Origin of the sequence: Levilactobacillus parabrevis ATCC 53295, assembly GCF_001434055.1 — a bacterium.
Classification (GTDB): domain Bacteria; phylum Bacillota; class Bacilli; order Lactobacillales; family Lactobacillaceae; genus Levilactobacillus; species Levilactobacillus parabrevis.
Genome location: NZ_AZCZ01000004.1, coordinates 58,202 through 70,719, shown reverse-complemented (window position 1 = coordinate 70,719; position 12,518 = coordinate 58,202). Strand labels below are relative to the sequence as shown.

At 49.6% G+C, this 12,518-nt stretch carries 12 protein-coding genes; all 12 read left to right on the top strand.

Annotated features, from left to right (window positions below; all coding sequences use genetic code 11):
• Positions 1-16 precede the first annotated feature (16 nt).
• Positions 17-616: a recombination mediator RecR gene (gene recR / locus FD07_RS01940; RefSeq protein WP_020088158.1), complete on the top strand. Its 600-nt coding sequence runs from the start codon at positions 17-19 to the stop codon at positions 614-616.
• A gap of 11 nt (positions 617-627) precedes the next feature.
• Entirely contained in the window at positions 628-879 is a 252-nt protein-coding gene (locus FD07_RS01935; protein ID WP_020088159.1) for a YaaL family protein, read from the top strand.
• A gap of 374 nt (positions 880-1,253) precedes the next feature.
• Complete coding sequence (locus tag FD07_RS01930) at positions 1,254-2,390, top strand: hypothetical protein (protein ID WP_027825858.1); 1,137 nt, start codon at positions 1,254-1,256, stop codon at positions 2,388-2,390.
• Positions 2,391-2,471: 81 nt separating this feature from the next.
• Positions 2,472-3,971 carry a glycan biosynthesis hexose transferase WsfD gene (gene wsfD / locus FD07_RS01925; RefSeq protein ID WP_020088161.1) on the top strand — a complete coding sequence of 500 codons (1,500 nt, stop codon included), beginning with the start codon at positions 2,472-2,474 and terminating at the stop codon, positions 3,969-3,971.
• Positions 3,968-5,533 carry a polysaccharide deacetylase family protein gene (locus FD07_RS01920; protein WP_020088162.1) on the top strand — a complete coding sequence of 522 codons (1,566 nt, stop codon included), beginning with the start codon at positions 3,968-3,970 and terminating at the stop codon, positions 5,531-5,533. Before wsfD ends, FD07_RS01920 begins: the two co-directional genes overlap by 4 nt.
• A 198-nt stretch (positions 5,534-5,731) precedes the next feature.
• Positions 5,732-6,985 (top strand): glycosyltransferase family 2 protein, encoded by a 1,254-nt coding sequence (locus tag FD07_RS01915; protein ID WP_020088163.1) that lies wholly within the window; start codon positions 5,732-5,734, stop codon positions 6,983-6,985.
• Positions 6,909-9,077 carry a cellulose biosynthesis cyclic di-GMP-binding regulatory protein BcsB gene (locus FD07_RS01910; protein WP_033388465.1) on the top strand — a complete coding sequence of 723 codons (2,169 nt, stop codon included), beginning with the start codon at positions 6,909-6,911 and terminating at the stop codon, positions 9,075-9,077. The genes FD07_RS01915 and FD07_RS01910 overlap by 77 nt, the downstream gene beginning before the upstream one ends.
• Positions 9,070-9,939 carry a diguanylate cyclase domain-containing protein gene (locus FD07_RS01905; RefSeq protein ID WP_020088165.1) on the top strand — a complete coding sequence of 290 codons (870 nt, stop codon included), beginning with the start codon at positions 9,070-9,072 and terminating at the stop codon, positions 9,937-9,939. The genes FD07_RS01910 and FD07_RS01905 overlap by 8 nt, the downstream gene beginning before the upstream one ends.
• Positions 9,940-10,112: 173 nt before the next feature.
• Complete coding sequence (gene tmk / locus FD07_RS01900) at positions 10,113-10,757, top strand: dTMP kinase (protein WP_020088166.1); 645 nt, start codon at positions 10,113-10,115, stop codon at positions 10,755-10,757.
• 25 nt (positions 10,758-10,782) lie between these two features.
• Complete coding sequence (locus FD07_RS01895) at positions 10,783-11,112, top strand: cyclic-di-AMP receptor (protein ID WP_020088167.1); 330 nt, start codon at positions 10,783-10,785, stop codon at positions 11,110-11,112.
• Between the two features lie 9 nt (positions 11,113-11,121).
• The gene (holB, locus tag FD07_RS01890; RefSeq protein ID WP_020088168.1) at positions 11,122-12,138 is read left to right on the top strand and encodes a DNA polymerase III subunit delta'; all 1,017 of its coding nucleotides are present in this window, start codon (positions 11,122-11,124) and stop codon (positions 12,136-12,138) included.
• A gap of 26 nt (positions 12,139-12,164) precedes the next feature.
• On the top strand, positions 12,165-12,503 hold the full coding sequence (locus tag FD07_RS01885; protein WP_020088169.1) for a DNA replication initiation control protein YabA: 339 nt from the start codon (positions 12,165-12,167) through the stop codon (positions 12,501-12,503).
• Positions 12,504-12,518: the final 15 nt, after the last annotated feature.

Sequence of the window (12,518 nt, the reverse complement as noted above, 5' to 3'; positions counted from 1 at the left end):
GAAAGGACGTTGTGACATGCAGTACCCAGAACCCATTGCGCAGTTGATCGACAGCTATATGAAGCTGCCGGGCATCGGCCAAAAGTCAGCGACTCGGCTGGCATTCTTCACCATTGATATGGCGGACGACGATGTCACGGCGTTTTCCAAGGCGTTGGTCTCGGCCAAGCGGGACCTGCACTATTGCTCGATCTGTGGGAATATCACGGAGAGCGATCCCTGCACCATCTGTGCCGACAAGACGCGTGATCAAAGTCACGTCTTGGTGGTCGAACAGGCTAAGGACATCATGGTGATGGAAAAGATGAAGGAATATCACGGCTTGTATCACGTCCTCCATGGCGTGATGTCGCCGATCGAAGGCAAGGGGCCTGAGGACTTGAACATTACCAGTCTGATCAACCGCCTGCAGAAGAATCCTGATATGAAAGAAGTCATCATTGCCACGAACGCCACGCCTGAGGGTGAAGCCACGGCAATGTACCTCTCGCGATTGATCAAACCGGCGGGGATTAAAGTGACTCGCTTGGCTCACGGCTTGTCCGTGGGGAGTGATATCGAATACGCTGACGAAATGACGCTGTTCAAGGCCGTTGAAGGTCGGACAGAGATGTAGGAGGGCGACTGATGTTTGGACGAAAGAAACGCCAATTTCCCCGGTTGAAGGCGGCCTACGATGAGCAGCTTCTGGCCACCATCGATGATGCTAAGGACCGTTGGGACCACGCAAAGCAAACGGAAGAAGCCATTGCCGATGCCGACAACGAAATGACGGCTAATACCGCCCTGGCACGGCAAACCTACCTGTTCTTGTACCGAGAAGCCCGGTTGCGGCGGGTCAAGGGCAAACACATCTCGGCGGCAGTTTTCCGCGACTAAGTAATTTTTCAGATAAGACATTGAAATAAAAAGTGAACTCCAGATTGACCATCAGCGGTTAATCTGGAGTTTTTTGTCGAAATCATGCAAGTTGCGTAATATACATAGACTGTATAAATGAATTGTGGCCAATTGGATGAGCGGGCTACCGGCAGTAATGGTTCATGACGCAAACAGCTAGATAGTGTAACCCAATCTTTACGGACTTAGTGGCAGGAGATGGTTTCCGAATTTTGGGCGGCATTTTAATTATCATACAATAAGTATTTCTATAACTTTTGTGTTATATAACGACGTGCTTTTTCTAGAAAAAACATGGTAAGATGAAGGTGAATCGTCGATTGAAATTCCGAATTTAGAGAAGGGATTACGAGATGAAAAAAAGGCAGTGGCTACTCATCGCACTTGCGGCTGAATGCCTGCTATTACTGGGAGGATGCCGGTCCAAAGCAGCAACGATGACACCACCTAAAGCGACACCAACTGGCTTTGTACGGAAGACGACGCTCCATACGGTAGCCGACCAAAAGCGTCAACAGCAATTGGCTAGCTTTATCACCCAAAAGATGCAGACAAAACAGGGTATTTATACCAACTATGTTGATACCAAGACCCGTCAATCTGGGGCAGCCACCGGGCATGAATTATTAAGCGAATCCGCCGGAATGTGGTTGCAGTATTTAGCCGAACATCATCAGTATCAGGCCTTTCGTCAATTTTACCAGGCAACGGTCAAGACGTTTGGTGACACTGGGCAATTCAGTTATCGTTATGATCCGCGCAGTAAGAAACGGTTTGCGGTTAACGCCACATTAGATGATTTGCGAATCATTCGGGCGTTGAATTTGTATGACGCACAGACCAAGACAAATCGTTACCGCCAGGCCGCAGCAAGTCATTTTGCGGCGTTGAAGGCGGGGGCACTCAAGGATGGAAAACTCTACGATTACTATGACCCCCAGACGAAACAGACGGCTAAGACAACGAGTCTCGCTTACTTTGACTTTAAGACGTTACACTATTATGAGAATGAAACTAAGGCTGGACGTAAGGCTTACGACGAGCAGCTTAAAGTGGTTCAGGGTGGTTATTTGGGGAATGTCTTCCCCCTATATGCAGCCAGCTTTAGCTGGGGAACGCTGACGTATTCGCCTAAGAATCTGAACACGTCGGAAGCCCTGGAAGTTCTGCTACACTTGGCCGAAATCGGCCAGTTGAAAGCAACTAGTCGCACTTGGCTAGCCCAACAGGTTAAAGTGAAGAAGCTCTATAATGGTTATTCAACAGCGGGGAGCGTCACCAACAGCGGACAGTCTACGGCTAACTATGCATTGGCGGCCATGATCTTTGCAACGGCCAATGATCAGGCCAACTATCGGATGGCCATGAGGCTGGTGTGGGCTGGACAAGTTACACAGCCGTCGGTGATTCAAGGCGGTATTGGGGATGCCAAGACGCATCAAAGCTATTCTTACAGTAATTTAACGGCGCTCAATGCCGCTAGTTACTGAGCAATTAATTACTAGTGCAGGCCAATCGTAGATGATTAGAGTCTAGGCCAAGTTTGCACGAGTTAGGAGAGAAGGGGCAGCGTGACCATCGATGGTATCAAATTAAAATGGCTAGCTGGCTGGCGATGGTTTGCGCGGCACTGTTCACCGGCATTATTGGCAACGGTGTTGGCGGCTGTGATTGCCGGTTACTTACTCTTCGTACCGCCATTTCACGGCCTCGCTGATAACGGTGATTTTTATCGAGCACAGTTTGTGAATGGTCTTTATCATCTGAAGGGTTACAGCATGCTCGACTACGTCACACCGAAGCTGGGAATCATGCAGTATTACAATGACACGACGGCCGCTGTATTTTCTTCGCAACCGCTCTTTGTTAAGCTGGCGATTCTGCTGAATAAGCTGTTTTACAGCAAAACGGTCTTTGATCTACGCTTCATGGGTTTGGTCTATTATGTGCCTTATCTAGGAAGCATGTACCTTTTGACCATGGTGATGACGGCACCGTACCGCAAATTACGAAGTTATCTGATTGCCTTGCTGATTGTCTTTGTCTTCGCAGACTCGTCATTTACGCTGTATTTCAACTCTTTCTTTGCAGAGCCCGGGATGCTGATTTTGATGCTCTACGCCTTCGCGTCACTGATGCTGGTGGCCCGTCGTCCGCACTGGCATCCCCGCATTTTGACGATCGTCTACTTTGTCAGCATTATGCTACTGATTGCGAATAAACAGCAGAATGCGCCGCTGGCGTTGAGCTACGTGGTGACCAGCATCGGGTTGTTCTTTATCTTTAAGAAGCGAGCGCAGTGGCTGTGGATTCTGGGAGGTATCGTCGGTATTTTGGTAACGGGGGTCCTCACCTACACCCTCATTACGAAGCAGTTTAATGACATTAACCAGTACCAGGCGTTTACCCACGGGGTTCTATTGCATACGGATGATCCGAGCAAAAAGATTGCTCAGCGGGGTGTGGACGAGCAGTACGCGTTGATGCGCAATCAGGATTACTACCCGAAGAGTTTTGCCGCTATCAATCCGAGCGACAAGTCCGTCAAAAAAGGGTTGAACGACAAGACGGGGTTTGGCTGGATCGTCTTGTACTACGCCCATCACTATCCCCAGTTTCACACGTTACTTGATGTGGCTGCCGGTGACATGATGATTACGCAGGTTAAAGCGGTTGGGGATTATCAGCAGGCAAGCGGGAAGCCAGCTGGGGTCCAAGTGACTTACTTTACGGGGTTCAGTAGCGTTGCTGGGGCGTTCTTCCCGCAGAAGTTCTCATTCGATATTCTACTGACAATTGCGTTACTGATTGTCTTTCTGATCGGGGCCTACAACGATCTGGTCCACCACCGAGTGGTCAATATCGTGCGCTTTTTCCTGGTAACGGGGCTATTAACCGTCTTTATCTTTGTTCCGATCATCTCGATTATCGGGGACGGGGATGCTGACCTGGCCAAACATCTCTTCATGGTGCCAGTCAGTTTGGATCTAATCTTCATTACCTTTATCGCGGACCTGTTGAACCATCGATTATGGTACTCCAACGGAAACATTGAGGAGGATGACACGTGAAAAAGCGATTAATTTTAGGCTTACTCGTGCTTGTCGCCTGTCTAGGCATAGGGTGGGGGCAAACAAGTCCCGCCATTGCTGCCAGTAAACGCGTTCTCATCGTCTACGATGCAATTAATCCCACGGTTGACGGGCAAAAAAAGTTAGCAGGACTCCAGCAGATCTTGGCCAGTGCAGGCGTTGCGACTCAAACGGAACGATTGAGTGACTACCATGCTGGACAGTTGACAACGAAAGCTTACGCCGGCGTGGTTACGCTGATCAATTGGCCGCAAGGGGACTTGAAGAACGCTGAATTTACGCGTGATCGCGCGGCCTTTACTGGAAAAAAGTTGCACATTGGCCAGGGACTAAGTGCGGTGGAGGCCCGCGAGCTTCATGCCGTTCGTCGTAACGTGTATCACCAGCAGCTGATACTGAGTGCTGAGGGGCAGCAGCAACTGCTACCCTTCAGTGAGGATATCACGTTGTTGAAGACGCAGGGGAAGGCACACCGGTATGGCACGTTGCGTCCGCAGAATCAGGGCATCGGGCGCTATCCGTATGGCACGGTCGTCGGTCAACGGGGGTATCTACCGTACTTTGAGGCGAGTGGTTTCAGTCAGGTTTTAGCTGCGCAGACGATTGCACAACTGTTTGGCAAGCAGCGACAGTTACAACCACTCCTGACAATAACGGGTGTCACGCCCTACAGTGATTTGAAGCGGTTGACGACGTTGGCACAACGACTCAATGCAGCGGGCATCCCGTTTGCAATTAGTACGACCTCAGTGGCCGACAATACATCACTGGCGGCATTCTCCCGTTTTGCGAAGGCCTTACGAATTGTAGAAAATAATCAGGGAATCATCTTTCTTCAAGTACCAGTTGTGGGGGCCGCCAATAAACAGAGTGGCAGTCTGTTAGAACAAACCATGGTCGAAGAGCTTAACCAATTGGGGCAGCGACAGGTCATGCCGGTCGGCATCAGCGCACCAGTCTATTGGAATCAAGATAAGGTCTTTCGAAAGTATGGGTTGGCCCGGTCGACCAGCGTCTTGTTACTCCCCAATCCAGCGACAACAACGTTTGCGTACCAGGATAATCTTGGAGGACGTTACGCACAGACCTGGACGGGACTTAGCCTGAATTCACTGTTGACGGTTAAAGATGGGCAACGCGTCGCGGTCAATCAGTTAAAGTTTCCAGTACCGACGGCAGTGACGGTTGCTTTTCCGACTAGTCGCAAGCAGTTAGTAGCCATTACGCATCGGGTAACGCAACTGAATGTTAATTGGTATCAACCACAGGACAGCTTACAGACGAAAATAACGAGTGCCTCGGCGACCTTTGCGTACAAGCAAGGCACGTATTATCTCAACGGGAGTCCGGTGACCGTGGGGCCTGAAGCAACGGGAATTCCCAAGTATCATTTTTCCCAGAAACGGCACGTGGCGTTAGATCGCTACTTCAAGGTTCAGGGCAATATTCTATTGGTGTTCTTTACCTTCACAACAATCGTACTGGTGACGTTCCTGATTCTAGGTCGACGAATCTACCGCCGCATGTTCCGTCGGAAATAATGTACGGTCGGTAGGCTGTCAAATAAATGGTTGCGAGTCCCCATCAATGTGCGGCTAAAACGAAAATGTGGGGTAAATCGGAAATAAATGCGACAAATTTCGGGGAAAATACATTAGTAATAAGTGACGGGTAATTTTGTGAGGATGTTGGTGGCTTAAAGGTAACGGCATGTTGATTTCTGAGAGGATGGTGGTTGTTTGAGTATCTTAGATTATTTTGTATTCGTCTCGATTCTGGTGATCTGGGGAATTTTAGTGGTCAATCTGATTCTGACAATGGCCGGTTATACCCAGTACCTCAAGGATGTTCGGACACCGGCGCCGGAGTTGCCCGAGCAAGTACCGTTCGTGTCAGTCATGGTGCCGGCACATAACGAAGGTATCGTTATCGTGAAGACGGTGCTGTCACTGCTGAACTTTGACTATCCCCATGACCGATACGAGATTATTGTGATCAATGATAATTCCAGTGATAATTCTGCAACACTGCTGAAGCAGATTCAGGATACGTATCCTAAACGCAATCTTGAGGTGATCAATACCGATAAAACCAATGGTGGAAAGGGAAAGTCCAATGCTTTGAATATTGCGTTGAAGCAGGCTAAGGGAAGCATTATTTCAGTTTACGATGCGGACAATACGCCGGAACGTCCCGCACTACGCTATTTGGTGGGCGAACTGATGCAGGATAAGACGTACGGCGCGGTCATTGGAAAGTTCCGTACGCGGAACAAGAATGCGTCGTTGCTGACGCGGTTCATTAATGTCGAAACCCTGTCCTTTCAGTGGATGGCTCAGGCCGGGCGCCTGCGATTGTTTAAACTCTGTACGATTCCCGGGACCAACTACGTGATTCGGCGAGATCTGTTGGATAAGATCGGGGGATGGGATACCAAGGCCTTGGCCGAGGACACTGAAATCAGTTTTCGGGTGTATCGACTGGGCTATCGAATTTATTTCCAACCCAAGGCGGTCACCTGGGAACAGGAACCTCAGACGTTGGACGTGTGGTTTCATCAGCGCACGCGCTGGGTCAAGGGCAACATCTATGTCATCTTGAAAAATCTGCCGTTGATCTTTCGCAAGACCGGCCGAAAGATTCGCTTTGATCTGTTATATTTCTTATCCGTTTACTTTCTGCTCATGACGTCGTTAATTCTTTCAGATACCGTGTTTGTGCTTTCTGTGGCCGGCATTGCGCATTCTAACCTCCTAGGGTTCAATAACACGCTGTGGATCTTTGCTATCGTGTTATTTGTCATTAGTACTTACGTGACGATTACGACCGAAAAGGGAGAAATGACGTTAGGCAACCTGTTGATTATTATTTTTATGTACGTCGTGTATAGTCAAATGTGGCTGGCAGTCGCGGCCTATGGAATGGTGGGGTATATTCGTGAACAAGTCTTTCATCAACAAGCAAAGTGGTATAAAACTAAACGCTATCAGTAAACTAATGGTTACGGTGGTTCTTTTAGGAGTGGCCTTTCTGAGTGTGTTCTTGGGAGCCACCCCAGCTAGTGCCAAGACCAAGGTTGCGTTGAAGACCTACACGCAGCCGTTTCAAAACAATACGACCAGCCTGTCCGGGCAATCCGTAGAAATGAGTACCTACTTTATCAAAATGGACTATTGGGATGTGAAGAAGGCGACACTGAACCTCAACTATCAGGTCTCCCAATTGTCTAGTCGGCAGTTGTCTGACATCACGGTATCGTTAGGTGGGGTGAAGTTTGCTTCATTTCGGCCGAATAAACAAACCGGGTTACAGACGAAGACGATTAAAATTCCATTGCGACTCCTGTCCGGCGAGAATGAACTTAAAATTAGTGGCCAGATTCTCAATCGGGCGGGTAAGCGAGATTATCGGTTGACGCAGACGCCGGCCAATTGGCTGACGGTAGACAATCGTTCGGCCGTGAACTTTCAGTACGCGTTAAAGGCGCCGACTAAGAATATCGACGCTTTCTACGATCACTTCTCGGGGCCGGACACCATCGTTAATCGCGATGCCTACATTGTCGTTCCCAATCAAGCGAATAATGCTGAATTAGCAGCCAGTATGTATGCCCTGACTGGTGAATCACGGGTGATTACGACTGAAAATCAGCAGATTCCCGTCGTACAAATGAGCAATGCTGATGGTAGGGCTGCGGATTATCAATTGGTCATGGCTGAGTATCAGCACCTGCCGGCCCGTTTTCAAAAATTATTTAAACGTGCGGATTTGCGCAATACCAGCCAGATCAAGCGCTATGATGCCAAAGGTAAACATTACTTGGTAGTGACGGCAACTACGGGAACACTGCTCGAGAAGGCGGCGCGTTTCGTGGCTAATTCTGAACTAATGAAGGAGTCCAAGCACCCGACCGAGACGATTACGGCCGGTACCCAGACGTTTACGTCGACGTTAAACTACGACGGCAAGTACCAACTGACGACCGAGGCTGATCGGATCACCGGGGCTAATCATCAGGAACGGAGCTATTTCGTGAGCTTGCCCGTTGATCGTAACAATGCGGATGGGTCGACCATTAGTATTCATCTGCGTTATGCACGGAATCTGGATTTCAAGAATTCTTTAGCCACGGTGTACATCAACGATACGCCCATCGGGAGTAAGCGGCTGAGCGCGGCCCGGGCCGATAACGATACGTTGACGGTGGCGTTACCTAAGGGGATGGCCCTAGGGAACAGCTTTACCGTGCGGGTGGCACTGGACTTGCCGATGAGTAATACGGCCGGTACCCAGGACAACACGCATACGCCGTGGGCCAGCATTGAACCGACATCGGTAGCTCGGGTTAAATCAGCGCCGGGGAACGACCTGCTCTTTAGCAACTATCCAAATCTATTTCTGAAGAATTCGACCTATGACGACATTGCAGTGGTTCGGCCTCAAACGATGACCAGTACGGATTATCAGACGCTGACGAACATCTTTAACCTGATCGGAAACTATGCTGAAAATAATCGGGGAACGATTAAGTTTTACGATCAGCAACCGAGTAAGCATGTAATGGCTGACGCCAATGTGATTGCTTTTGGCACGCCTAAGCAAAACCAATTGATTCACCACCTGAATCGTCACCTTTACTTCAAGTACAACGATACCGAAGCGCGATTCCTGTCGAACGAGAAGCTGAGTATTGAACAGCAGTATGGTCAAACTATCGGTAGTGCTCAGTTATTACGCTCCCCATACAACCGGAAGAAGGGGCTATTGGTCGTCACTGGCGCACGTGCAAACGGAACTTACCTGGCATCAACCCAGATCAATTATCAGCGGAATATCGCACAGTATAAAGGCGATGCCATCATTGTTGATCCGGATAATAATCATGATGACTTCCGGTTTAAAAAGAATAAGTTAATTGACACTTCACTGAATACTAAACAAGAAGTAAGTCGTCATTCTCAGGAGTTGCTCTATCTAGGGATTGCATTGATGGTGATTGTCGTTGTAACGGTAGCGTTATTACTCTTGCTGTGGAAGCACGGAAGCTTGCGGCGCCGGCGAAAGGAGACGACTCATCATGAATAATCGGGCGAAGAATTCGAACAAAGAGACTTGGCTGACGGATATTTATCTGATTGCCTTTCTTATGACGGTGAGTGGGCTTGCACTGGGGATGGCCGCGACTCAGATTCACTACTTGATGATCAACGTGAGCTTTCTGGCTGTGACCATTTGCTTGATTCTCTTTACCTACTTCTGGGGAATCATTACGGGGTTACTGTTAAATCTGGCATTTATGTTTGCCCAAGTCTTGATCGTCATCTACGTGAGTCAAACGCATGCCGATACGGTGGCGTGGGGCTTGACGTTTTGGCTGTTTTTACCACTTCTACTGTCAGTGACGTTTTATGGCATGACAGTTCACCTGCGGAAATTGCAGGCGGATAATGTGAAACTGCGGAGTGACTTGGTGGAACGAGGCGCGTTCGATGAGTCGACGAATCTGCGAACGACGGTTTCCTTTATTGAAGATACGGCGGTGTTTACGGAAACAAATCGTCGGTTCAACCTGCCAGTGACGACAATGATTATTCGAATTCGTTACTTTCAAGAAATGCGGAGTATGATTAGTGATGCGCAACTGAGTGCCCTTCTTCAATTAGTGTCAGAGACTATCAAGGATGCGATGCGGACCAACGATATTACCTACCTGTTGGATCGGGCGAACCCAACTTGGGGTGTGCTACTATTTACGGATTCCAAGGGGGCTAACATTGCGGGTCAGCGTATCAAGGAAAATTTCGATAAGGCATTGGCCACAACGGATAGCTTGGCGACTTTAGAGGTCAGATTAGTCGTCGGCGTAGCTAGTTGGGATTCCGAAAAGATGAAGAATCCGTACGATTTGATGAACGCCGGGATCAAGGAAACCGAGTACGACGTTTAGATGGCGTCTGGTTGCAAATGGACCTTTATTTTTACTGGTTATGGAAGGCGTTAACAAGCGCCACGCGGACGCCTATCGATTGTTAGCGAAAGCGTGAAATTCAAACGATGCAAATAGACATCATTTCTTAATTCAAGTACAATGTATGTATTCAATCAAAAATGGGGTCGAGTATGTTGTCAGGAACATTTATAAGCTTCGAAGGACCCGACGGCGCCGGTAAGACCAGCGCTCTCGCGGCCATTACCGCTAAGATTCAGCCCACTTTGGGGGACCGGTTGACGATTACACGCGAACCGGGGGGCAATCCCATTTCAGAAAGCATTCGGGCGATTATTTTGGATCGGGCGAATACCGATATGGACTACCGCACGGAGGCGTTGTTGTACGCTGCAGCACGGCGGCAACACATCGCACAGACGATTCTACCGGCACTTGCTGCTGATCAGTTGGTTCTATGTGACCGCTACGTGGATAGTTCCGTTGCCTATCAAGGAGCGGGCCGCCAAATTGGTGAGGACGCCGTTGCACAAATGAATACCTTCGCCACGGATGGGTTACTGCCCGACTTGACGGTGTATTTTGACGTTCCTGCCGAGGTGGGACTGCGCCGGATTCAAGCGCACCGTCAGGCCGATCAAGTTGATCGACTAGACGTTGAGCAGGCAGCCTTCCACAATCGTGTGCGGGCCGCTTATCTGCGGTTGCAACAGGCTCATCCAGAACGGATTAAATTAATCGATGCGACCCAGGCACCTGATCAGGTGGTTGCAGAAGCTTTGGCATTGATCAAACAAACCGCAACCCGTTATTTCTAAACCGGCATTTGAGGGAGGAACAGCAATGAAATTATTAATCGCTATCGTCCAGGACAAGGACGCAAATCGCCTCAGCAATGAGTTCATCGATAAGAACATTCGCGCAACGCGATTGTCGACCACTGGGGGCTTCTTGAAGTCTGGGAATACCACGTTTATGATTGGTGTAGAAGAGGACCGGGTCGATGAGGTCTTGGAAATGATCAAGGCGGCCAGTCACACGCGGCAGCAGTTCATGACGCCACCCGTTAACCTGGATGCGCAATTAGACAATACGTCGTCGTATCCGGTGGAAGTTCAGGTCGGGGGCGCTACGGTCTTCGTACTTCCTGTCGATCAGTTCCATCAATTTTAGGGGGCATTCATGACCGAAGAATCTCTCGTGGCAACAGCACAACGGTTGCAGCCACAGCTGTTGAGTCATTTCATGAATTTAATCACCGAGAACCGGTTAGCCCACGCTTACCTATTTAACGGGGCTGACGGGACCGGTCGGCAACAGTTGGCCACGGTCATTGCCATGCGGCTCTTCTGTCCCAATGTAGACGAGAACGGTCTGCCCTGTGGTCATTGCCCGGAATGCCAGCGTATTCAGGCCGGGGATCATCCCGACGTCGTGTCGGTGGTCCCGGATGGGCAACGCATCAAGGTGGATCAGGTCCGCTACCTCAAGTCCGAATTTACCAAGAGCGCCGTTGAAGGTAACCAGAAGATTTTTATTGTCGACCAGGTCGATCGTATGACAACGGGGGCAGCCAACAGTCTTTTGAAATTCATTGAGGAGCCCGTGGGCAATACCGTTGCTCTGCTGTTGACGGCCAATAAGAATCTGATCTTACCCACGATTCTGTCACGGACACAAGTCGTGGACTTCCTACGAGTGGCGCCTGGTGCGTTAGCCGATGCGTTGGCGGCCGCGGACATCGTCCCTAGTCAACGTTATCTGTTGGCGACGCTGACCGAAAGCGTTCAGGCCGCCAAAGCGTTAACGGCTGAGGACTGGCTGAAAACGGCCCAGGCGAGTGTGGGTCAGTGGTTCAGCGCGGCTTGTGCTGGCGATGAGCGAGCCTTTGTGCGGGTACAGACCGAACTGTTGCCTTTAGGAAGTAATCGTGATCTCCAGGGAACTATTCTGGATATGGTGGTGCAGGTCTGGCACGATGTCTTACGCCAGCAGAATGCTAGTGTGGCCGATGACCAGTTGGCCTTTCCACAGGTCGCACAAGTCAGCCGACAAATGGCCCAGCGGCTCAGTATCGATCGGCTCGTTGCCATCATGACGCTGACGCTGGAAACCCGGAGTCAGCTTGCTGGAAATATGAATTTTCAGGGCATCTTAGAAGCCTTAACGTTACAGATCCTAGCGCAGATTCCGCGCTAAACAGTCAGCATTGGAGGGGTGGCAACTTGGAAAAACAAGAAGTATACGATCAATTTAAGCAGCTCGAGGGCCAAATACAAGAAGTGCTCGCCCAATTCACTGACTTACAGGCCGAGATGACCCAGGTGTTCGAGCAAAATGCCGAATTGGAAATCGAAAACCAACATTTACGGGACCTTCTGCGGGAGCTCCAACGTGATTTACCCGAAGCACCTGAGACGCCGCAGGGCTTGTCCAAGTCACGGCAGATCTTGGAAAAATTGTATGAAGAAGGCTTTCACGTCTGCCGTGAATTTTATGGCACGCGGCGTAAGCAGGACGAGGAATGTGCCTTCTGTCTAGAAGTTATTTATCGTGATCAATAGGAGGTCCGCACCACA